Annotated in this window: 17 protein-coding genes; 11 read left to right on the forward strand and 6 right to left on the reverse strand. The window is 56.0% G+C overall.

Going from position 1 to position 22340, the window contains the following annotated elements; translation table 11 throughout:
• Nucleotides 1–19 precede the first annotated feature (19 nt).
• The 3 genes from ABD735_RS04610 to fabR form a co-directional block, all read right to left on the reverse strand.
• Nucleotides 20–1237, reverse strand: a complete 1218-nt coding sequence (locus ABD735_RS04610) for an acetyl-CoA C-acetyltransferase (protein WP_344803724.1) — start codon at nt 1235–1237, stop codon at nt 20–22.
• Nucleotides 1238–1386: 149 nt separating this feature from the next.
• Nucleotides 1387–2343: a YihY/virulence factor BrkB family protein gene (locus tag ABD735_RS04615; RefSeq protein ID WP_344803726.1), complete on the reverse strand. Its 957-nt coding sequence runs from the start codon at nt 2341–2343 to the stop codon at nt 1387–1389.
• Nucleotides 2344–2427: 84 nt separating this feature from the next.
• The gene (gene fabR / locus ABD735_RS04620; RefSeq protein WP_344803728.1) at nt 2428–3156 is read right to left on the reverse strand and encodes an HTH-type transcriptional repressor FabR; all 729 of its coding nucleotides are present in this window, start codon (nt 3154–3156) and stop codon (nt 2428–2430) included.
• 199 nt (nt 3157–3355) lie between these two features.
• Here fabR and ABD735_RS04625 point away from each other — a divergent pair, with 199 nt between their 5' ends.
• The 5 genes from ABD735_RS04625 to ABD735_RS04645 all read left to right on the forward strand — a co-directional run bounded on the left by ABD735_RS04625 (nt 3356) and on the right by ABD735_RS04645 (nt 9082).
• On the forward strand, nt 3356–4561 hold the full coding sequence (locus ABD735_RS04625) for a flavin reductase family protein (protein ID WP_344803730.1): 1206 nt from the start codon (nt 3356–3358) through the stop codon (nt 4559–4561).
• 74 nt (nt 4562–4635) lie between these two features.
• A complete protein-coding gene (locus tag ABD735_RS04630) occupies nt 4636–5796 on the forward strand; it encodes a fatty acid desaturase family protein (RefSeq protein WP_344803732.1) in 1161 nt (386 codons plus the stop codon).
• Between the two features lie 32 nt (nt 5797–5828).
• A complete protein-coding gene (locus ABD735_RS04635; RefSeq protein WP_344803734.1) occupies nt 5829–6881 on the forward strand; it encodes a hypothetical protein in 1053 nt (350 codons plus the stop codon).
• Between the two features lie 79 nt (nt 6882–6960).
• Nucleotides 6961–8739, forward strand: coding sequence for an SLC13 family permease (locus tag ABD735_RS04640; protein ID WP_344803736.1), 1779 nt, complete (start codon nt 6961–6963; stop codon nt 8737–8739).
• Nucleotides 8740–8800: 61 nt separating this feature from the next.
• A complete protein-coding gene (locus ABD735_RS04645) occupies nt 8801–9082 on the forward strand; it encodes a late competence development ComFB family protein (protein ID WP_344803737.1) in 282 nt (93 codons plus the stop codon).
• On the opposite strand, the gene ABD735_RS04650 is transcribed toward ABD735_RS04645, so the two are convergent.
• Nucleotides 9045–12068 carry a DUF349 domain-containing protein gene (locus ABD735_RS04650; RefSeq protein WP_344803739.1) on the reverse strand — a complete coding sequence of 1008 codons (3024 nt, stop codon included), beginning with the start codon at nt 12066–12068 and terminating at the stop codon, nt 9045–9047. The genes ABD735_RS04645 and ABD735_RS04650 overlap by 38 nt on opposite strands.
• Before the next feature lie 45 nt (nt 12069–12113).
• Nucleotides 12114–13751 (reverse strand): membrane-bound lytic murein transglycosylase MltF, encoded by a 1638-nt coding sequence (gene mltF / locus ABD735_RS04655; RefSeq protein WP_344803740.1) that lies wholly within the window; start codon nt 13749–13751, stop codon nt 12114–12116.
• Between the two features lie 37 nt (nt 13752–13788).
• On the opposite strand from mltF, the gene purL reads away from it, so the two are divergent.
• Nucleotides 13789–17844, forward strand: a complete 4056-nt coding sequence (gene purL / locus ABD735_RS04660) for a phosphoribosylformylglycinamidine synthase (RefSeq protein WP_344803813.1) — start codon at nt 13789–13791, stop codon at nt 17842–17844.
• A gap of 708 nt (nt 17845–18552) precedes the next feature.
• Nucleotides 18553–18870 (forward strand): YqfO family protein, encoded by a 318-nt coding sequence (locus tag ABD735_RS04665; protein WP_344803742.1) that lies wholly within the window; start codon nt 18553–18555, stop codon nt 18868–18870.
• Nucleotides 18871–18873: 3 nt separating this feature from the next.
• Here the strand turns inward: ABD735_RS04665 and ABD735_RS04670 are convergent, their stop codons facing one another.
• The gene (locus ABD735_RS04670) at nt 18874–19446 is read right to left on the reverse strand and encodes an NUDIX hydrolase (RefSeq protein WP_344803744.1); all 573 of its coding nucleotides are present in this window, start codon (nt 19444–19446) and stop codon (nt 18874–18876) included.
• Between the two features lie 64 nt (nt 19447–19510).
• Here ABD735_RS04670 and ABD735_RS04675 point away from each other — a divergent pair, with 64 nt between their 5' ends.
• The 4 genes from ABD735_RS04675 (at nt 19511) to purT (ending at nt 22197) form a co-directional block, all read left to right on the forward strand.
• Entirely contained in the window at nt 19511–20110 is a 600-nt protein-coding gene (locus ABD735_RS04675) for an NUDIX hydrolase (protein WP_344803746.1), read from the forward strand.
• 29 nt (nt 20111–20139) lie between these two features.
• Nucleotides 20140–20670: a gamma carbonic anhydrase family protein gene (locus ABD735_RS04680; protein ID WP_344803748.1), complete on the forward strand. Its 531-nt coding sequence runs from the start codon at nt 20140–20142 to the stop codon at nt 20668–20670.
• Complete coding sequence (locus ABD735_RS04685; protein WP_344803750.1) at nt 20667–20909, forward strand: DUF1289 domain-containing protein; 243 nt, start codon at nt 20667–20669, stop codon at nt 20907–20909. Before ABD735_RS04680 ends, ABD735_RS04685 begins: the two co-directional genes overlap by 4 nt.
• Nucleotides 20910–20973: 64 nt before the next feature.
• Nucleotides 20974–22197, forward strand: a complete 1224-nt coding sequence (gene purT, locus ABD735_RS04690; RefSeq protein WP_344803752.1) for a formate-dependent phosphoribosylglycinamide formyltransferase — start codon at nt 20974–20976, stop codon at nt 22195–22197.
• Nucleotides 22198–22340 lie beyond the last annotated feature (143 nt).

Below are 22340 nucleotides of genomic sequence, written 5' to 3' on the forward strand. Positions count from 1 at the left end.
GTGCCTGGTGACAGGAAAACTAGAACTCGCTGCTGCGTTCGATGATGGTGGCGATGCCCATGCCGCCGCCGACGCAGAGGGTGATGAGGCCGTAGCGCTGTTGTCTGGCGTCGAGTTCATCGAGCAGCGTGCTGACGAGCATGGCGCCAGTAGCGCCAAGCGGGTGGCCCATGGCTATCGAGCCACCATTGACGTTGATCTTTTCCATCGGCACATCGAGTTCGCGCTGAAACTTCAACACCACAGATGCGAAAGCCTCATTCACCTCGAACAGATCGATGTCAGCCACTGTGAGGCCGGCCCGCTCCAGCGCAATTCGAGCTGCAGGCGCGGGTCCGGTCAACATGATTGTAGGGTCAGTGCTGGTAACTGCGGCACTGATAATGCGGCCACGCGGACGGAGGCCCAGTGCCCGTCCAAGCGTTTCCGAACCGATCAACACTGCCGCTGCGCCATCCACGATGCCGGAGGAGTTGCCGGGCGTATGCTGGTGGTCAATGCGCTCCACCCAGGGGTACTTGTCTCTGACCACTGCGTCGAAGCCCATATCGCCCATCATCTGGAACGAGGATTTCAGCCCGGACAGCGCCTCCATGCTGGCATCTGCACGAACCAGTTCATCGCGCTCCAGAATAATGAGGCCGTTGCTGTCGACTACAGGCACGACGCTGTTGCTGAAGCGACCATCCTTCCAGGCAGCGGCCGCCTTTTGCTGGGAAGACAACGCGAAGCGGTCGAGCTCGTCGCGGCTGAAGTGTTCGATAGTGGCGATGAGGTCAGCGGAAACACCCTGGGGCACGAAGGCTGTCTTCAGGTTGGTGGCAGGATCAAGGGCCCATGCACCGCCGTCGCTGCCCATCGGGACTCTGGACATGGACTCGACTCCACCAGCGACTATGAGCTGCTCCCAGCCGCTGCGGACCCTGGCGGCCGCCTGATTGACGGCCTCGAGGCCAGACGCACAGAAACGGTTTAGCGTAACGCCCGCCACTTGCTCATCCCAGTCCGCCACGAAGGCGGCGGTCTTGGCGATGTCGGCACCCTGATCACCAACGGCAGTCACGCAACCCATGACAATATCATCGACCCGACTGGTATCGAGCTCATTCCTGTCTTTCACGGCTCGCAGTGCCATGGCCAGCAGGTCAACCGCCTTAACCTCGTAGAGCGAGCCGTCGCGCTTGCCTTTGCCTCGGGGTGTTCGCACTGCATCAAAGATGAAGGCTTGTTGTGTCATGGCTGGTGCTCCGAAGAATGGATTTGAAGGCTGGCCATACCTTAGTTGAAGCGCCCGAATGCCGGTATGACGTAATCCGACATTCGGGCTGGCCAGTGCGACCAGCCGGCCGCCTCATTGGACGCTTAGGGAGTAATGAGTGTTTGAGTTTAAAGGTCGTCTGCGAGCTGCTTAACCGCAGTGCTATCACGCTGCTCTGCGGCTGCTTTCAGTGCCTGCAGACGATAGGCTGCATCATGGCGGGCGTGTCGCGCTGGTTGAACGCCGTGTCCGTTATTGCGAGCGAACACCTGTGTGAACTCAGCGCCGAACAGCAGGATCAGGCTCGTGTAATATGCCCATAGCATCACCAGGATAATCGAGCCAGCCGCTCCGAAAGCCGCTTCCGGATCAGACTGGCCGAAATAGAAGCCGAGTAGAAATTTGCCAAGCGTGAACAGGATACTGGTCAGGAGGGCGCCAAGCCACACTGAGCGCCACTGCACTTTGGCGTCTGGCAGGACCTTGAACATAAGCGCGAAAAAGACCGTGAGCACGGCAATACTCAACAGATTGTTCAGCAGGAAGAAGATGACGGTAGGAAAGCCTGGCAGCTGGGACTGAATCCAGCCGTTCAGCAGCGAGAGCGCAGCCGACATCATCAGTGAGACGATCATGAGGAAAGCGATGACCAGAACGATACTGAAGGCGGTAATCCGACCAAGTGCCATCTGCTTGAAGCCGGCCGAAGGGTCCACTTCGACGCCCCATACTGCATTGATGGACTTCTGGAGTTGACTGAATACCCCGCTGGCACCGAACACCAGCGTGGCTATACCCGCAAGCATGGCCAGCAGGGAATTGGTCTCCTGGCGTGAGTTTTCGACCATGGTGGCAATCTGTTGCCCGGCGTCGGGCCCTACCGTGTTGGCAATTTGTTCGGCCACAACTTCGTTGACGTACTCCGGGCTCCACACAAGACTGGCGACAGTGATAACGATGATGACAAGGCCGGGAATGGAAAATATCGAGTAATAGGCAAGGGCGGCACTTTTCTGAAAGGCGTCATCAGCGAGCCAGTCGGTGAAGGTTTCCTTGAGATAGCCTGCAAATCGTGGGGTCTTCATGTGCTGGAACAACTCCTGGTTAGCCTGTTGCGCCGCCAGAGAGCAGCGCCCTACGGGCTATACGAAGAACAGGGCCGACCCCGTTCAGTCTGCCGGCCTGCGAGACCGCCAGCATTCAGCGCCAAGCCAGATGAGTCGCAGCTTCTTCACGGTAAGGTCGACGAACTCCTGGCGGAACGTAGGGGAAGAATCTACCTGGTCAAGGAGGTCGGTGGTGCTCTCGAATACCGCTGCAACGATGAGTTGCGAGACCATCTGAAGATCGGCGCTATCAACTTTCCCCAGCATGTGAAGTTGACGGATATCGGAAGCCAGTTCATTGGCAAAAAAGCTGAGCTCGTTACGAATGGCTGCTCTCAACCGTACGGTGCCGCCCGCACGACACTGGTACATGAAATAGAAGTGATTACGATGATGGCAGACGAAGTCAGTGAACAGCTGAACTGAACTTCTGGTCAGTTCGCCTGAATAGCCATCGGTCTGGCGAACGGCTCTCAGCTTTCGCCGAAGCATCATGCCGAGATCGTCGACGATGTCCAGGCCAAGTTCTTCCATGTCAGTGAAATGACGATAGAAGGAGGTCGGCACTACCCCAGCATTCTTTGCAACTTCCCTGATGCTGATCCCGGTGAAATTTTCACCTTGCCCAACCAGCGTCAGCGCCGCATCAACGAGAGACTGTCGCGTCTGTCGCTTCTTTTCTTCCCGACTCAGGATGCGTTGACTGTCCAGAGGGTCACCATGCGCTTGATAAATGGCGATAGCGCGTTCACTACCGACGAATTGTGTGTCTGATTGTACACTAACGACCATAAACGTCGCCATATCGAAAGCGAGCATTGGGGCGTTGGTTTTACACTTTACACCTTGGCATATCGGTCGTAAGTGTTGAGTAAGTCATATCATCATCACAAAATTTCAGTGTACAAGTGTTGACTGAGGCCGCGCTTCAGCTTAAAGTGAGTGCACACTCGTACACAAAGTCCGGGCGCATCCGGGATGGAGCAAGCTCATGTTCAAAGCAGGAACGTTGCCGTTAATCGCTACCGGTTATCATGCCATACAGGCCATGGCGCACACCGTCGAAGTTTCAGTCACGACGCTGCACGAGCGCATCAAGGACGCGCCAGGCATTTTGCCCCCTGGTTTGCTGGGAAGCTACCTGAATTTCCTGCTATGTGAAATTGATCCCAGGCTCAATCAGGCCAGAGTGCCCGCGGTTGTTGAATCCGTCATTGAAGAGACTGAGTCCGTGCGTACTTATGTCCTTCGTCCAGCCCGTCGCTGGGGCCGTTTCGAAGCGGGGCAATATACCCGAATCGAAGTCGACATCGATGGTGTCCGTGTTAGTCGAAACTACTCGATGTCATGTTCTCCAGCGAAGCTGGACAAAAATCGCTGCATAAGTATTACAGTTAAGCAGGTCGAAGGCGGCAAGGTGTCCAACTGGATGGCTGAACACTGTGAGGTCGGGGACATTGTTCATCTCGCAACCGCACAGGGTGAGTTCACCCTGGACAATTTTCGGCGGGCTCAAGAGCGCTTCGGCATAGCTCGCATCAAGGCGCCTTTGTTTGTTGCCGCAGGCAGTGGAATCACACCCATCATGTCGATGCTGGAGAGCCGTCTGCATGCCGACCCCATGGCCGATACCCATCTTGCATTCTTCGTTCGCAATGAGCGGGAAGTGATCTTCGCGAATCGTTTGAAGCAGCTTGCCGAAGAGCATGCCGGCTTCCAGCTTGACCTCGTCTACACCGACTCGGAGGGCCTCGTTTCAAAGGAAAAGCTTTTCGAACTGGTGCCGGATATTGAGCAGCGCTCAGTGCACATCTGTGGTCCTCAGGGATTCATGACACTGGTGACTGACGAAGCCACTGCACTTGGTGTGGTCCCGGAGGCCATCTTCATCGAAAGTTTTGGCGCTGCGGTACCGGCGTCGGCATTGTCCCTGGATGCCAAAGCCACACTCAGTTTTGCTAGCAGTGGCGGCAGCATCGAGTCCGAAGGCGGCAAAACCCTGCTTGAACTTGCAGAGGCGGCAGGCCTCAAGCCGAAGTTTGGCTGCCGCAGTGGTATCTGCAAGGAATGTCTTTGTGAGAAAGCCTCGGGCCCAGTCTTCAACCGGCTGACGGGTGAAATAAATTCCGAGCCTGGCGTGCACGTTCAGGCGTGTATCTCAGTGCCCATCGGCCAGGTAGCGATTGTGGGCTGGTAAGGCCTGCTCTTCACCGGTCGGAACAGACACTTTTTTTAATTTTACGTTCGAGCCGCAAATAGGGAGTACACATTATGGACATGCAAACCAGGTCACTCAGCTTGATGACACGGGAAGAGCTTGACAGTTTTGGTGCTGAACTCGATGACTTGCGTCACGAAATCATGGCTGATCTCGGTCAGCGGGATGCCGACTATATTCGAAGTATCGTTCGTCGTCACAAGTATACCGAAATCGCTGGACGTTCCCTCATTCACTTTAGCCTGACCCCGTTCTCCTGGATGGCCGGGGTGGGCTTGCTGTCGTTGTCCAAGATTCTTGAGAACATGGAGATCGGGCACAACGTACTCCATGGCCAGTACGACTGGATGAATGACCCGGAGTTGAATTCACGCAGTTATGAGTGGGATATCGTCTGTGATGCCGAATCGTGGAGGAAATATCACAATTACGAGCATCACACCTTTACCAATATTATTGGCAAGGATCGCGACTACGGCTATGGTCTGTTGCGCTTGAGCAAGGATGAGCCATGGAGGCCGTGGCACCTGACTCAGTTCGGAAATTACGTCGCGCTTTCGGTGCTATTCGAGTGGGGTGTGGCGCTGCATGAACTCGAAATCGATAACATCAAAAATGGTACGGTGAAGCCCAAGGACAAGCTTCCCTTCCTCAAGCGCTTTGTCGACAAGACCAGTCATCAGCTAGGCAAGGATTACATACTGTTTCCTTTGCTGGCTGGCCCATTTGCCCCAAAGGTGTTCGCCGCAAACCTGATTGCCAATCTCAATCGTAATCTCTGGACGTCCACTATCATATTCTGTGGGCACTTTACCGAAGATGCGCAGACCTTCCTGCCGGAAGAGTGTGAGGATGAGTCCAGGGGGCAGTGGTATTATCGTCAGCTGCTGGGTTCAAGCAATTTTACTGGCAGTCGCTGGCTGCATATCATGAGTGGTCACTTGAGCTATCAGATCGAGCATCACATGTTTCCGGATCTGCCTGCACACCGGTATCCCGAGATTGCTGCTCGAGTGGAAGATATCTGCCGGCGATACGGCGTACCCTATAACACGGATACCTTCCTTAATCAGTACAAGACCGTGGTGACCCGCATACTGAAGCACTCGGTGCCAGACAGTCTGACGGAGCCCGGTGGCGCGCTGGACAAGGTTGGCAGTGCAGTCAACCGCGTGCTGGGTAAATTTCTCGGTCAGCGGACGGCTGCTTCATAACAAATAGCTAGATCAAGCACAGGGAAAGTCATATGTCGCAGCCACCTGCTTCCGTGGCAGCACAACTGTTGGAGCGCCACGTCGCGCACGAACTCGAGCACTTCGAGAGCAGCAGCCTTCTGGAATGGTTCAAGGGCGAGTCAAACGGGTTGATGCAGTGGCTTCGGCAGCGTCGTCTGGAAGAGATCGTGACGGCCCAGCAAGTCAAGGACATCATCCAGCGAAACGTCGTCGACCGTGAAATTTCAGGGGCCGGCGTCGAAATAGGCGGCGAGGCGGCGACTCATCTCTTTACTTCTGAAGCCCACCGCCAGACCCAGCTCAAGCAAATCATGAGCACCTCGCAATTTGCAGGCTTTGCAGAAAAGGTGCTCGAGTTGCGTGAGCAGCGCATGAAAGGCATCAATCACATTATTGACCTGCCGATCTATAAAGAGCTCATCTCAGGCGTCATCTACAAAGCTATCTCACGCTACATCGCTGACACCAGCATGATGAACGTTCGGGGTGTCTCTTCGATGCTGAAGATGGGGCGCGGCGTCATGAACAGGACGATGCCTAATCTCGAGAGTGCGGTCGAAGAAAATATCAAGAAATTCATTAACAGGAACATTGGCTTCCTGCTGCGCGAAAGCAAGACATTCTTCGAAGAATCCTTCACGGACGAAGACCTGAGGGAGTCCGCAATGGACCTCTGGGACATTGCAGAGAACAAGACGCTTGGCGAAATCCAGGAAGGAATGGACAGTATCGATTTGTCCGAGTTCGTGGCCCTGGGCTACGAATTCTGGCTGAACTTCAGGACAACGCCATACTTTCGCGACAGCTACGAAATGATGGTTGACTACGTTTTTGCCAAATATGGTGAAGGTGATCTGGGGCTGTTGTTCGATGATTTTGATGTCACATCCGAACGCATCGTTACAGAGCTGGAGCCAATACTGCCCTCGTTGATGACAGCGCTGAAAGAGAGTGGTCAGCTTGAAGCTATTGTAAGGCGACGGCTAGCCAGCTTCTATCAATCACCAGCTGCACTCGAAATACTGAGCACAGCTCCGCCGAAAAAGAAAAAACAATCTAAGTAGATAACTTTTTATTGCTTTTGTGCCTATCGCTCTCCCTATATAGTCCCTTCACATCAATAATTTGAAGGGAGTGTCGTAAATGCAATGGGAAGGCTGGTTTGCGCTGGTGCTCACCGCAAGTGTGTTGCTGCTGCTCGCGTTTACGAAGATCCGCGCGCACATTGCCATGATGGGCGCCCTGACCATTCTCAGTGTGGGCGGCCTGCTGACACCAACGGAGGCCCTGGCCGGTTTCAGCAACAGTGGTCTGATCACTGTCGCCGCCATGTTCGTGGTCGCAAGCGGCATCCACGGCTCTGGTGGTATCGATATCCTTGTCAATCGGGTGCTCGGTGCGCCTGAAACGCACCGGGGCGCATTGACGCGAATCGGTGCGCCAGTGGTTGTGCTCAGCGCATTTCTGAACAACACGCCGGTCGTAGCTACCATGATCCCCGCTGTCAGCGCCTGGGCACGCAAGATCGATATCAATCCTTCAAGGCTCATGATCCCGCTGAGCTACACGGCCATCCTCGGCGGCACCGTCACCTTGATTGGCACCAGCACCAATCTCATCGTTGACGGGCAATATCAGGCGCTGACCGGACGGGACGGCTTTTCCCTGTTCTCGATAACCGCAGTCGCACTGCCGGTCGCGGTGATTGGGCTGCTGTTCATGTGGCTGGTATTTCCACGTCTGCTGCCGGATCGAAGCCGCAAGGACACTTTCGAGAACCTCCGCGAATTCACACTTGAAGTCCAGGTGGCCCACGATGGCCCGCTCGTTGGCGCTTCTATCCAGTCCGCCGGTCTGCGAAATCTCAAGCGAATCTTCCTGGTGGAAATTGAACGCAATCAGAATATCCTGACTGCCGTTTCGCCTGAAGAAACGCTTAGGGGTGGCGATCGTCTGGTATTTGCTGGCGATACCGAAGCGATTTCGGACCTGCTCAGGATCAAGGGTATCATTCCCTCCGCCGACCAGTCCGAGGCCAGCACCCTACGGACTGATCGCGCTGAACGTTGCCTTGTTGAGGTGGTTGTCTCCCCGCATTGCTCCGCAGTTGGCCTGGCCATTCGTGAAGCCCAGTTCCGTGATCGCTACGGCGCTGTAGTGCTGGCTGTCGCCAGAAACGGCGAGCGCGTCAAGGGCAATCTGGGCAGTATTCGGCTGAAAGCAGGCGATACACTCCTGCTAGAGGCGCGGCCGGCCTTTGTGAGCCGACAGCGCTACAACAAGGACTTTTTGCTCATCAGCGATCTGGAAAAGGAGACGCCCCGCCATAGCAGGGCAGTGCTGTCGTGGGTCATCCTGTTGGCGCTCGTGCTCGCTGCCACCTTTGAACTGCTGTCGATGCTGAACGCCGCGCTCATGGGGGCGGGTCTCATGCTGCTCACCGGTTGCTGTACGGTGTCACAGGCGGAGCGCAGTCTGGATCTTGAAGTGCTTATCACGATTGCCGCTTCGCTTGCACTCGGTGCAGCGCTGGAAAAAACAGGCGTGGCTGCTTTCATCGCCACACAGTTGACTGAACTCAGTGATGGTCGCCCCTGGCTGTTGTTGTTGCTGGCTTATGTGACTGTATCGTTGTTGACAGAGGTCATTACCAACAATGCGGCGGCAGTCATCATGCTGCCTATCGTGTTGAGCCTGGTAGAGCAGTCAGGCTTGAACGCAGAACCCTTCGTCTTCGCAATAATGATGGCTGCCTCTGCGAGCTTCGCGACGCCGCTAGGTTATCAAACCAATCTGATGGTGTACGGGCCAGGTGGTTACCGCTTCAGTGATTTCCTGCGTGTAGGTATCCCCATGAATCTCCTGGTCGGTGTGAGCACCGTGGCCATACTCGTCCTGTTCTGGCCTCTATCACAGGCCTAACAAATGGCCAGAACTCGGCTAGACTTCGTGAAAGCTTGAGCCGCTAACATGGAGATGAAAAGTGACAGTTCTGGATAACATGTACAACTATTACGAGCGGATGGTCATCGAGGAGTTGGCGCTCCAGCTCGCAGGCCGCGAGGCGGATCAGGACAAGGTCTGCGATATGGCATGCATCTCGCTCAACACCTTACCGCCGCGTTATATCCGCCATAGTGTAGACATGGCGTTCTTCCTCCAGCCGGACGATCTGCGCAAGATGCGCGACGCAGTCGCGCACAGCGTGCGCGAAGCCATTCGCAAAGTCAGCCCGGAACATGCAGACCCTGCCAGCGAGACCTGAACAGTTCACCTAGCTGCTTCGCGGAAGGCGCTTTTTCAAGATCTGGTAGCGACTGTCTGGCAAGCAGAGCCGCGGCCCCCAGCTCAAACTCGATGAGCAGCGCCTCAGGGACACCGTCAGGCGCGGTCGAAGACCGACGCTGATGTGGGTACGCCGTGTCAGCGAGGGGCCGATTGCGTTGCCCGATTTCTGCGAGGCGCTGCATCTGTAGTGACATTCGAACAGGCTGGTCTTCCTGCGGTGTGTCCACGCCAGTGAAAATTTCAGCTCGAACAATGGCTTGGCGAAGACTGGTTTCCAGGAGCGTCGCTTCGGCGCCTGAGTCAAGCTCATCGATCAGGCGTCTCGCTTCATACAGGATATGCGCTGAATCCAGCCAGTCCTCGCTGCGCGCCGGTCCAAAGACAGTGTCGATTGAGCTATTCAGCCTGCTTTCAAGGTCACCAGCTTCTGCATGTTCTGGGCCTGCCTCGCACAGAGCTGTCGCAAATTCGCTCAGACGTCGCCACGCCAGGTTGGTCTTGCGTGATTCAAGCTGTCGTTTCGCCTCGCGGACCTGAGTCAGCAAGCTCTCGATCCGTTGGTCGAACTTTCGATCAAGACTCTTCCCTCCTGCGGCGGATCGCCCGGGTGTATCCGCTGCCAGGGTCCCCATGCCAGTAAGCCTATCGGCACGCACGGCCCTGATCGCCGCCTCCGTTTCGTCAAGCGTCTGACCAAGTGCCTCTCTATCGGCGGCCGAAAGATCATCAGCCGCGGCCCGGGCCGACAGGCTGGATAATTCATCTTTTAATGTGTCCAAGCGTGAGTTGCCGGTCTGCTCCAGGCGGTGCATGGAGTCCCGCTGGACTGCTGCCGCAGAATCCCGTCGTTCGAAGCTTTTATCGCACAAGGCGCGGAACTGCTGCCAAAGCTGCCTGTCGTCCTTCCGCCAGGTCTGGGGCAGGGCCTTCCAGCGAGCCTGAGCCGCTTTGACGGCATCGGTGAGCTGTGAGACTTCAGCGTTGGAGGTGCTTTCGAGCAACGCGCCCACGTCCTCGATCAGTTTCAGGCGACCTGCCTTCCCCGCCTCACGTGCCGCGATCAGCGGCGCCTCAACTTTTGCCATGAGTTCGTCGAATGATGCCTGAAGAGGCTTCTCTGCGCTTCTATCGACCGGAAACGCGGTGCGCCACTCTTGCCGGGATCGCTCCACGATTGTTTCGAGGGCCGACAATTCGACCGCATCCGGGCTGCTCTCTACAATGAGCTTGCGCAGCGCGGCGAGAATATCTTCCCGCTTCTGCTGGTTGAGTTTACGCAAGCGCTTTTCTTCTTCAAAGTAAGTGCTGCAGCTTTTCTGTATTGAGTTCATCACTGACTGGAATCGACCGTACAGGCGTCTATCAGGACAGTGTCCCAACGCTTGCCACTCTGCTCGCAAGGCCTTCATGCGCTGTGCCTTGTCTTTCGGTGCAATCGATTGATCATCGAGTCGCTCAGCCTGCGCCAGCAAGGCCTCCTGCTTGGGCTGAGTGGCAAATGAGGCCCATTGACGCAGTTCATGCAGCCTCTGGCCGAGTGCCCGGCGCTCGCTGTCGAGACTGCGGCTAGCTGCTTTTGCCAGCCTGCTGCCGTCGCGACCAGCAGCCTGAGACGCCGCAAGCTCGACCGTAGAGATGCGCTCATCAAAGGTCTTCAGATATTGGGCAGTCAGTCCCGATTGGCCATCTTCAAGCGCCCTCGCAGCAGCGTTCAACAGATCCGCGAGCCCAGTTTTTTGTGATGCCAGCTCATTCTTCAGTTCTGCCAGTGCATTTTCCTGCTCGATATCCGCAGCGGTGGTAGCATCCGCTTCTTCTTTGGCAGGTGAAGGTTCATCAGCATCTGCCACTGCCTCAGGCTCCGCCTCTGCCTGAGCTGCCTCTGCCTGAGCTGCCTGTGCCGCCAGCGTCAATGATTGCTGTATCTCTTCAAGCCGGCGCATGGCAGCCTCGAATGACTTCAGCAGGTCTGCCGGCGGAGTATCGCAAGCCGCTTCTTCGCAGGCATTTGCCCAGCGATTGGCCTGTGTGCTGATGAGGGCAGCAAGCGCTGGCGCCTGGTTCGACGTGGGTGGGGATGCTTCCAGCTGCTCTAGCGTGCCTTCGAGAGCCTCTATCGTCTCCCTGAGTGCCAGCTTGCGATCCACCCGCTGGACCATGGACTCGGCCTGCAAGAGCAGATCGCTGACCCGCCTCGTCATGTCAGCGACCTGTGGCTCGTTCGAGGGGCCAGCCCCCACGACATTCTGAAAGCGCTTTCGCAGGCCAGGTAAACGTTCATCAAGCCGGTACCATGACTCACTTTGAATCATGGCCTCGAGTTCATGGGCGATGGCCGACAGCCCCTGAAGGCAGTGGCTCACGGCCTCGACTTTCGATTTTTGCTCGTCGATGCGCGCACGAACAATGTTGTACGCGCCTTTGTCCTTGCGTTTGAGTACTTCCGCAGTCTGCTCTAGCAGGTCTATGTCTGTTAGCAGAGCAGCAGCCTGCTGTCTGACTGTTCCTCTGGGGTGCTCCATGGCCATGCGGGCCACCGGCGCCTGACCGCAGGCTACTGCGTGCCTGAGCAGGTCCTGCGACTGCGCACCCAGCTTCCCGTGAGCCAGCAGCAGATGAAGCAGACGGGTTTGCCTGCCTTCATCGAGCTGGCCGAAATGTTGTTCGAAGTAGTCGGTCAGGGCGCTTAAATGTTCACCCTGCAGGGCAATGACGTGCTGTTCCGCCGCTTTGGAAATTGTCGCGTCCGCATGGCCAGCGAAATTGAGCAGGACGCCAGGGTCCTCTATGCGTGCCAGACCGGCCTTGACTACCGGTTCCGCTGAATCCTCAGCAAGCACCTGCAGGAGAATCTTCCGGTCGGCTTCACGCGCCCAGTCAAGCTGGCTCAGCGCTTCTGCACGGACTACGGGGTCCGCATGTTGCCAACGGGGTTTGAACAGGCGCGAAAGAATACTGGGCATGATCGGCACTCACGTGTTGTTGTTTTCGGTTCAATATCCGGCAGCCTACATGGCGAGTATAAAGCCGCCGGACACCTGCTCGAGCAGCACCCGCCTCACGGGTGCTGCGCCGGCAGTAGAAGATATGTCATCGCCATGGGTAGCCTGGAGTGGAGTGGACCCAGCTGCAGAATCGGGCTCGACCTGTCCTGTCGCTGCAAAGGCCTTCAGGGTTTCACTGGCCTCAGGCGAGATTATGTCATGCAGCCGTCCGGTGTCGTCAAGCCACGCAAGGACATCATAGAAGCGCCGAATATTCTGCACATAGTGCACCGGCTCCCAGCCCCTTGCCTTGCCGTAACGGGTTTTTTCGTACCATTCCTTATTCTGTAGGAGCGGCAGGTACTTCATGACGTTGATCCACTTGTTTGGGTCATCGCCCTGCTGCCGGGTAATCTCCTGCGCATCCCTGACGTGGCCTATACCTACGTTATAGGCGGCCAGTGCAAGCCAGGTTCGATCAGGTTCGACGATATCGTCATTGAATCGTTGATGCAGCCCTCGGAGATAAACCGCTGCTCCTCGCACGCTCGATTCGGGATCAAGGCGATTCTTTATACCCACTTCCTTGGCCGTAGTAAGCGTTAGCATCATGAGCCCCCTCACACCGGTCGGCGAGCGCGCGTAGGGGCGCCAGTGAGATTCCTGATAACCCATCGCAGCCAGAAGGCGCCAGTCAAGATCGTGCTTGGCGCTGGCCGCCAGAAAGAAGTCGAGAAAACGGCTCAGCCGCTCCTTGGCATCCCGCTGGAAAACAGCTGCGTTGACGTAATCGAGCTGATCAATATGGCCGAAATATCTGTCTCGAAGTAAAGCCAGCGTTCCGTTTTGCTCGATCTCGCCAAAAAAGCTGTTTGCCGCCTGGAGCAGGCTGTCATCTTCACCGGATGGAAAAACCCAACTGACATCAAGAGGATCCATCAGTTCGAAAGCCTTGTTCACCTCAGGAAACATGGCCGAGTGTATGCCGTATTCGTACGAATTCATGATCGCGAAATCGTGAGCTCTGGCGTCGATAAGGCTGAGTATATCGGCCGGATCGAGCGTGTCGCGCTCCTCCCACAGTAGCTGAGGGTAATCGGAAGCCTGCATGTTCATCAGATAGTCAATCTGGGCTGTTCTGGCGGGAACGAGTACCGACTTGCCAAGCAGGTCAGCGATGTTCTTGGGTCTGGCGGTGCCACGTCTATACAGCACCAGGGGCTGAAACTGCTTGTAGACCGGTCCGAAACGGAATTCCGGATGAAGGCTCCGTGCGGCTTGCTGGCTGAGGCCCGTAGCCGCGATATCAGTGAAGCCCTGTGTAATGACATCGTAAAGTTCCGGCACACCCTGCGTAACACGAATCCTCGGTTCGACACCAAGATACTCGGCAAAGCGCACGGCCAGTTCGTACTCAAAGCCTGCCGGGCCGTCATCGGTTTCATAATAGGTGAGGGGACCCACTCGCGTCGCAACATGCAGGACGCCTTCGCTTTTGACTTTCTCGACCTGATCCGGGCGGGTACAGCCGTTGAGCAGGGAAGACAGTAGCAGGCAGATCGCTATTACAGGCTGCAAATGGCCGCGGCTGCCACTGCTGCGTGGCGGGATTCCGCGACAGTCAGTCTGGCTCGATGCCGGCGAATACTTTATGATGCTCACCTTCCTTTCCACCTGCTCCGGTCAAAAAACCTTCGATATGCACGAATTCAACGGGTCGTCAGCGCTCTCCAGTTTCCGAAAGCAGCGCCTGCTCAATCGCCTGCAGCAAGCCCATGGTACTACGATAGTCGATATCGAAGCGCGCCACGTCTATTTTCTGGAAAGCGAAGACGATCTCAGTCTTCGCGATCGCCAGCTCGCCGCCACTTTGCTCGAAGCAGAATACGTCGAAGCCGGGCAGTGGCCTGACCAGCCGCTGGACGCGCCAAAGCAGACTGTGCAGTTGGCTAACGCCGCTCATGGCAAGGAGCGTAACCTGTTTCTGGTTTTACCGCGCCAGGGCACGATCTCGCCGTGGTCTACCAAGGCCAGCGACATCCTGCATAACTGCGGACTGCACAGTATAGCCCGAGTAGAGCGGGGCACGGCCTATTCTGTGATAAGTGAAAACAAGCTCAAAGGCAAGGTCCGCAAGCAGATTGCGGGGCTGCTCCACGACAGGATGACCGAGTCCGTGTTTCACGAATTCGCTGCCGCTTCTCTGTTATTTACCCACCGCTCGCCTGGGGCCTTTGCCTCTGTGGACGTGCTCGGTGGTGGGCGAAAGGCACTTGAAAAGGCTAATCAGGACATGGGACTCGCCCTGGCGGATGATGAGATCGACTACCTCGTCGACGCTTTTTCATCCTTGCAGCGCAATCCTACCGATGTCGAGCTGATGATGTTTGCCCAGGCGAACTCTGAACATTGTCGTCACAAGATTTTCAATGCCAGCTGGGTAGTCGATGACGAGACTTGTCCTCATTCACTGTTCGGTATGATACGCAACACTTTCAACAGCGCACCCGATGGCATTCTGTCGGCCTATTCCGACAATGCCGCCGTCATCCAGGGCGCCACTGGCGAACGCTTTTTTGCCGACCCTGCCAGCGGGTCCTACCGTGCAGTGGTTGAGCCTGCGCATATTCTGATGAAGGTGGAAACCCACAATCATCCGACGGCTATCAGTCCCTTTCCCGGCGCAGCAACCGGTTCAGGCGGCGAAATCCGTGATGAGGGCGCAACCGGTCGAGGTGCAAAGCCAAAAGCAGGCCTCACGGGATTTACAGTATCCAACTTGTTTATTCCTGGCGCGGAACAGCCATGGGAGGACAGTCCTGGTCGCCCGGAACGCTTCGCCTCGCCACTGGAAATCATGATAGAAGGACCTATCGGCGCAGCAGCGTTCAACAACGAGTTTGGTCGCCCCAATCTCTGCGGCTATTTCAGAACCTACGAGATGATGGCGGCGACTGTAAACGGTCTCGAATGGCGAGGCTACCACAAGCCGATCATGTTGGCCGGTGGCCTCGGAACCATAAGAGAAGAGCATGTTCAAAAAGGTGAAGTGCCGGCAGGATCACGTTTAGTCGTACTTGGCGGCCCTGCGATGCTCATTGGGCTTGGCGGCGGCGCGGCCTCCTCTGTTGGTGGTGGTGCTTCGAGCGAGGGTCTGGACTTCGCTTCTGTGCAGCGCGGCAATCCCGAAATGGAACGGCGTTGTCAGGAAGTGATCGATCGGTGCTGGGAGCTTGGCAGCTCGAACCCCATTCTCTTTATTCACGATGTCGGTGCCGGTGGGCTGAGTAATGCCCTGCCTGAACTGGTCAAGGATGCCGGTCGTGGTGGTCAGTTTGAAATTCGCGACATTCCCTCCGATGAGCCCGGCATGTCGCCGATGGAAATCTGGAGTAATGAGTCCCAGGAGCGATACGTACTGGCGATTTCGGAGTCCTCGGTCGAGCGCTTCGATCAGATTTGCGCCCGCGAACGTTGTCCATATGCAGTTGTAGGCGTGGCCACTGACGAGCAGCACATCACCCTTTGCGATCAATATTTTGCAGACAAGCCTGTCGATCTGCCGATGCAGGTCCTCTTCGGCAAGCCGCCGCGCATGGAGCGCAGCTTCAGTCGAACCGGCTTTACCAAGGCGACCTTCGACTCTACCCGCATCGATGTCAACGAAGCCGTTGACCGCGTGCTGTCTCTGCCCTCAGTCGCCAGCAAGAAATTTCTCATCACCATCGGCGATCGAACGATCAGTGGCCAGGTCTGCCGGGATCAGATGGTGGGCCCCTGGCAGGTGCCGGTAGCCGACTGTGCCGTGACCATGACCGGTTTTACCGGTTTTCGCGGCGAGGCCATGGCGATGGGGGAGCGCACCCCGGTGGCCACGATAGATCCCGCGGCCAGTGCACGAATGGCTGTTGGTGAAGTGATTACCAATATTGCAGCGGCAAGAATACGTCGGCTTTCAGATATACGGCTCTCAGCCAACTGGATGTCGGCTGCATCGCACCCGGGCGAGAATGAAGCGCTTTATGAGGCTGTTCATGCCGTCGGCATGGCGCTGTGTCCGGAGCTTGGCATTGCGATTCCTGTCGGTAAGGATTCAATGTCCATGAGTACGCGGTGGCTTGCAGATAGTGAGCGAGGGTTCGAAAACCAGAGCAGCGGCATGCAAAAGGAGCTCAATGTCATTTCACCGTTGTCCCTCATAGTCAGCGGTTTCGCGCCGGTGCAGGATGTGCGCCGCAGCCTGACGCCTCAGCTTCTACCTATTGCTGACAGTACGCTCATCCTGATCGACCTCGGCTTTGGTCGTAACAGGGTCGGTGGCTCCGCGCTCACACAGGTCTTCAAGGCAACCGGCGCAATTGCGCCAGACCTGGATTCGCCGTCAACCCTGGCCTGGTTCTTCGAAGTCATTCAGCATCTCAATGAAGGCGACTACCTCCGCGCCTACCATGACCGGTCCGACGGCGGTCTCCTGACCACCCTTGCCGAGATGGCCTTTGCTGGTCGCTGCGGAATATCTATCCAGCTTGATCGCTGGGTAAAGGACAGCTCTCACATCGTCAGGGAACTGTTCAACGAAGAGCTCGGCGCTGTGCTTCAGGTGGAGTCTCACCATGTCCAGTACGTTCACTCGATGTTCGTGCAGGCAGGGCTGGAAGAAGCCTTTCTGGAAATCGGGAAAGTCGTGCCAGATTCTGACCAACTCACATTCAGCTTTGCAGACGATATCATCGTACAACGGAGCCGAGCCGCTCTCGAGCGGCTGTGGGCGCGAACCAGCTATGAGATTCAGCGGCTGAGGGATAATCCGGAATGCGCCGATGAAGAGTTTGCCACAGTCGACGCGAGTGATGACGCTGGCCTCAGAAGCCAGCCCAGCTTCGACATGAGCGATGTAAGGGCTCAGGCCGCGATTGTCCAAAGATCTGGCCTCAGTGGCGTGGCGGTCGGGCAGGGGCGGCGTCGCATTGCCGTTCTGCGGGAACAGGGCGTAAACGGACAACTCGAAATGGCGGCTGCCTTCGCGTCCATGGGGCTGGACAGCGTCGATGTTCATATGACCGACATTCTCTCCGGCAGGGTCTCGCTGAAGGACTTTGAAGCTCTCGTGGCCTGCGGTGGCTTCTCATATGGCGACGTTCTGGGTGCAGGCAGTGGCTGGGCCAACACGATACTGCATAACTCACGCGCACAGGATGAGTTCCAGGCCTTCTTCGAGCGTCCCGAGACCCTCGCACTTGGGGTTTGCAACGGCTGTCAGATGCTGGCGCAGATAAAGACGCTGATCCCTGGAGCCGATCACTGGCCTCGCTTTTCGCGAAATCGGTCTGAGCAGTTCGAGGCAAGACTCAGTCTCGTCGAGGTGTGCCGCTCTCCATCGATCCTGCTTGATGGTATGGCAGGCTCGATTCTTCCAATTGCCGTGGCCCATGGTGAAGGCCGTGCTGACCTTACTGACAAGCAGGCAGTCGAGTTACAGAACCATCAACTCGTTGCACTGCGCTACGTTGATTCAGCTGGCAAGCCGGCGACAAGTTATCCTGCGAACCCGGGTGGCTCGACCAGGGGAATCACTGGCATGACTACTGCCGACGGTCGGGTGACTATCATGATGCCTCACCCTGAGCGGGTATTCAGGGAAATCCAGCATTCCTGGAGCCCCCGAGCGGCCACCGGGGAACGTGCTGACAGGATAAACCGACTGTCGGAATTCAGTCCATGGGCAAAGCTCTTTCTCAACGCGGCAAAAGGTTGATATGTCCCCGATGGCGCTCGCCGAGCGCCATCGCGGTGCATGACGGTAACAATTCATGCCTAAACGTAACCAAATGTAAGTGTCTGCTACTGAATGTAATGTCATTGCCTAAAAAATAGACTGGAAGCGTTTTTCAAGCGTTTTGCAAGCCCGAAATCTGTCATTTGCCGGTTTTTTTTAACAAGAGGCTCTGTCTTATCAACAATGTGGCATATCCGAAACATTCCTTGTCAAGCCCTCCGAGCATTTCTTTTCAACTATCGTTATTCAACTTAAGTTGTTGATAATTAACGATTAAAGTAATTGGTTAAAAGTCGAACAATTCGGAAACAAGCCGCTGCTCACAAGGCTTACAGGCCTCCATCAAAAACCTATCCACAGTGATATCCACAATTTCTGTGGAGAAATGTCGAAAGACCTTAGAAATGAATCATTTTAGAGTGCCTGTGGATAACTTATCCTTCTTCCGTCTCCAAAGTTGGCATGAATTAATAAAAATCTGGCACCGCTCCGAATTCATTGTAATTTTTACATTGATTCGTTGCTGACAAGCCCTATATTTGCCCCTTGGGGACCCTCATTGTTACCCAATGTATCCGCGCCCGCGTAGCAGGTTCAGTCAGTCTTATCAGCCTGATCCCCTTATACTCGCCAGGTATCTCCACGCTAAAATGAGGAGGGCGGGCTTAACGCCCAGGGAGGTAATCAATGTTGAAGCTGACCGTATACATTCCAGACTTCGCGCTTGAAGACGTGAAGTCAGCACTGTTCGATGCTGGAGCTGGTGCTTACGACAACTACGATCGGTGTTGCTGGGTCGTCAGAGGGGAGGGGCAGTTCAGGCCTTTGAAGGGCAGCGACCCTGCCATAGGGAAAGTTGGAAAGAGCGAGCGAGTGGTCGAGTACAAGTTGGAGATTCTGGTGCCCGACAATCTGGTTATCGAGGTGGAGAAGGCTATCAAGCGGGCTCATCCATATGAAGTGCCCGCCTACGACTTCGTCAAGCTTCATCAACCAGAACCTTGACGATCAGCGATCTGGCTTCCATTGCGCTGTGAACTGGTAGGGCTCGCCTGGGGCGCTGGCGACAAACCCCGGTCGCGCTCGCAGACTGAAATAGTAACGCAAGGTCTCGGTCACCGTTTTAAATGCCAGGTCATCCCATGGTATGTCTGCTTCAGAAAACAGTCTGGTCTCCAGGCTTTCGACGCCCACGCTGTGTTTACCCTCTATGAGATCCCCCAGATAGTACATATGCACCTGCCCGATATGCGGCACGTCGCCTATGGACAGCAAGCCGTGGAGTGTGACCTCGCCTTCCGCCTCCTCTCTGGTTTCCCGCTGCGCCGCTTCGGCCACCGTTTCGTTGTTTTCCATGAAGCCGGCAGGCAGGGTCCAGTAATTTTTTCGAGGTTCAATGGCCCGGCGACACAACAGGACGCGATCCTCGTACACGGCAACGGCGCCAGCGACGATCTTGGGATTGACGTAGTGAATTTCGCCGCACTGGCCACACACGGCTCTTGAGCGGTTGTCGCCCTCAGGGGTACGATCCTGGGTGGGTTGTCCACAGGACATGCAGAAGCGAATGATCTGATTCAAGGCTAGTTACCAGGTTGTTTGATTCGATGGCAAAGTCAAAGCAGCACAGTGTACTATTGATAGAATGACCGACTACGAAAAACTCCAACGTTACCAGTTCAGAAGTCTCACCAGCAAACTTCCTCGCGCCGCTGTCATGATGCTACTGACTGAAGAAGATGATCCTCACGTCATCCTGACCCGGCGATCCGAAATTCTCAATACGCACCGAGGGCAGGTGGCCTTCCCAGGCGGTATGCAGGATCACGGCGATGCGACCTTGTTGGCAACGGGTCTCAGAGAAGTGTACGAGGAAATCGGCCTGCCCGCATCAAGCATCAAGCATCAGGCAAGACTGAGCGATGTCTGGTCGAAGCACGGGATACTTGTCACGCCCTTCGTAGGTTCCGTTGCCCCTGAGCTTCCCATGCGAATCGATACCTTTGAACTCGAGAGCGTTTTCAAAGTTCCGCTGGCATTCTTCCTCAATGAGAAACCTGCTCGACTTGATAACCTCGGATTCGGCAACCTTGAGCTGAGAGTGCCTGCCTGGTATTTCGGTCAATATCATATATGGGGGATGACGGCAGTCGTGCTCATGGAATTCTTTCATGTCGCCTTCGAGCAGATGCTCGGACACGTCAGCGGCGACCTGCAGAGCGAGCTTGATCGTCTCGTGTCCTGAGTGGCCCTGCCTCAAACGGAGAAGCGCAAATGATGTACAACATAAATGGCAAGCAGCCGCAACTGGATGGAGAGGGCCACTTCATCGCGCCGAACGCCACCTTGATTGGCGACATCGTACTCAAGGCGAAAAGTAGCGTCTGGTTCAACGCCGTAATCCGCGCGGATAACGACCTGGTGGAGATCGGCGAGGCGTCCAATATTCAGGATGGCGCGGTGCTCCATACCGATCCCGGTATCAAACTCATTATAGGCACCGGCGTGACGGTGGGGCACAAAGCCATGTTGCACGGCTGTACCATTGGCGACTACTCCCTTATAGGCATCAATGCGGTGGTGCTCAACGGAGCAAAAATTGGCAAGCACTGCATCATCGGTGCAAATGCCCTTATAAAAGAGAATCAGGTCATTCCCGATGGTAGCCTGGTCATTGGATCACCTGGCGAGATTCGAAAATCGTTGACTGATCAACAGAAGAAGTTTCTCGAAGCTGGTGCCGCGCACTACGTTCACAATGCAGCCCGCTACGCCAGGGACCTTCAGGCTGTCGACTTCAAATGAAGTCGAATCCGAGAGTAGGCACTCAATCGGCGCCCGCACGAAAAGACCGTCCCGGAGCTGAAGCCCCGGTTCGCTCCCCCTGCGTCAGCATCTGTTGTCTCGATGAAGATGATATCTGTGTTGGTTGTTATCGGTCTGGCGACGAGATCTGCAACTGGTCCAGTCTCAATAATGAACAGCGGCTTGCCGTGCTCGAGCAGGTAGCCGCGCGTGAAAAGAAGAGTGGCCGATTGCTTTGATGTTCTGCGCGAGCCCGACACTGTTTTTAATAGCTTCAATGATTATCCCGACTCGGTGTTTTCTATGACCCAAGCCCATGAACAGACTGCCTCCTCCAAACCACTCGTGATCGGCACGCCATCGCGTAAATCTGCGCTTCGAGTCATGCTGCTGGGCTCCGGCGAGCTCGGCAAGGAGCTGATCATGGTGCTTCAGGGGCTCGGCATCGAGACCATAGCAGTTGATCGCTACGCCGGTGCGCCTGCCATGCAGGTCGCTCATCACGCCCGTGTGATCGACATGCTCGATCCCGCTCAACTCCGTGAGCTGATCCTCACGGAGGCGCCAGACTATATAGTGCCGGAGATCGAAGCGATCGCGACAGGCGAGCTGATAAAGCTTGAGGAAGAAGGGTACAGAGTTATTCCCTCGGCCAGAGCGGTCAATCTCACCATGAACAGGGAAGGTATCCGTCGGCTTGCGGCGGAAGAACTCGGACTGCCGACAACCCCCTATGCCTTCGCGGATACAATGGCGGAGGCGATGGAGGCTGCTGGCCGACTCGGTTATCCCTGCGTCATGAAGCCGGTTATGAGCTCATCAGGCAAGGGGCAGTCGATCATACGCTCAGCAGACGATCTCCTTTCCGCCTGGGAGTATGCCCAGGCAGGAGGGCGTTCAGGTGAGGGCAGGGTCATCGTCGAAGCCTTCCTCAGTTTCGACTACGAAATCACCCAGCTCACCTTGCGTCACGCAGGCGGCGTAAGCTTTCCGGACCCAATCGGTCACATTCAGGAAGATGGCGATTACAGGGTCAGCTGGCAACCTCAGCCAATGTCCCCGGCAGCCCTTCATGGCGCCAGAGAGATCGCTGAAAAGATTACGGCGGCCCTGGGTGGTTACGGTATTTTTGGCGTCGAACTGTTCGTCAAGGGGGATAAGGTCTTTTTCAATGAAGTCTCACCCCGTCCCCACGACACCGGGCTGGTCACCCTTATTACACAGCGTCACTCGCAATTCGCGCTGCACGCGCGCGCGCTGCTCGGTATAGCGGTTCCGGACATTCAGCGTGCGACGTCGGGAGCGTCGAAGGCTTTCCTCGTCGAAGGGCATAGTGGCGTCGAAGGTGTCAGTGTGTCGGGCGTTGACGAGGTTCTGGCGATGTCCGACGTGGATCTTCGCCTGTTCGGCAAACCCGAGGTCAGCGGACGGCGCCGCATGGGCGTGGTTCTCGCTAGTGCTGATACCGTAGAAGCGGCGCGTAGCCTTGCCGAATCAGCTCATGCGAAATTAATTGCTGCGGTATAAATCTATTTAGAACATATAGTTATAGCATTCTCAAATGTTCTTGATTTGTATAGTTTCCATGACTTTGAAAATAATTCAAATCGGGTGTTGATCTTCCGATCCAGCTGCGTATAATGCGCAACTCCTTCGGGGCAAACAGCAAA

The organism is Allohahella marinimesophila (assembly GCF_039538005.1).
GTDB lineage: Bacteria > Pseudomonadota > Gammaproteobacteria > Pseudomonadales > Oleiphilaceae > Allohahella > Allohahella marinimesophila.

Excerpts from the sequence above, each read along its gene's own strand:
- ABD735_RS04625 (WP_344803730.1), top strand. The coding sequence starts at position 3,356 with ATGTTCAAAGCAGGAACGTTGCCGTTAATCGCTACCGGTTATCATGCC.
- ABD735_RS04675 (WP_344803746.1), top strand. The coding sequence starts at position 19,511 with ATGACCGACTACGAAAAACTCCAACGTTACCAGTTCAGAAGTCTCACC.
- fabR (WP_344803728.1), bottom strand. The coding sequence starts at position 3,156 with ATGGTCGTTAGTGTACAATCAGACACACAATTCGTCGGTAGTGAACGC.
- ABD735_RS04680 (WP_344803748.1), top strand. The coding sequence starts at position 20,140 with ATGATGTACAACATAAATGGCAAGCAGCCGCAACTGGATGGAGAGGGC.
- purL (WP_344803813.1), top strand. The coding sequence starts at position 13,789 with ATGCACGAATTCAACGGGTCGTCAGCGCTCTCCAGTTTCCGAAAGCAG.
- purT (WP_344803752.1), top strand. The coding sequence starts at position 20,974 with ATGACCCAAGCCCATGAACAGACTGCCTCCTCCAAACCACTCGTGATC.
- ABD735_RS04650 (WP_344803739.1), bottom strand. The coding sequence starts at position 12,068 with ATGCCCAGTATTCTTTCGCGCCTGTTCAAACCCCGTTGGCAACATGCG.
- ABD735_RS04635 (WP_344803734.1), top strand. The coding sequence starts at position 5,829 with ATGTCGCAGCCACCTGCTTCCGTGGCAGCACAACTGTTGGAGCGCCAC.
- ABD735_RS04665 (WP_344803742.1), top strand. The coding sequence starts at position 18,553 with ATGTTGAAGCTGACCGTATACATTCCAGACTTCGCGCTTGAAGACGTG.
- ABD735_RS04615 (WP_344803726.1), bottom strand. The coding sequence starts at position 2,343 with ATGAAGACCCCACGATTTGCAGGCTATCTCAAGGAAACCTTCACCGAC.
- ABD735_RS04610 (WP_344803724.1), bottom strand. The coding sequence starts at position 1,237 with ATGACACAACAAGCCTTCATCTTTGATGCAGTGCGAACACCCCGAGGC.
- ABD735_RS04640 (WP_344803736.1), top strand. The coding sequence starts at position 6,961 with ATGCAATGGGAAGGCTGGTTTGCGCTGGTGCTCACCGCAAGTGTGTTG.
- ABD735_RS04685 (WP_344803750.1), top strand. The coding sequence starts at position 20,667 with ATGAAGTCGAATCCGAGAGTAGGCACTCAATCGGCGCCCGCACGAAAA.
- ABD735_RS04630 (WP_344803732.1), top strand. The coding sequence starts at position 4,636 with ATGGACATGCAAACCAGGTCACTCAGCTTGATGACACGGGAAGAGCTT.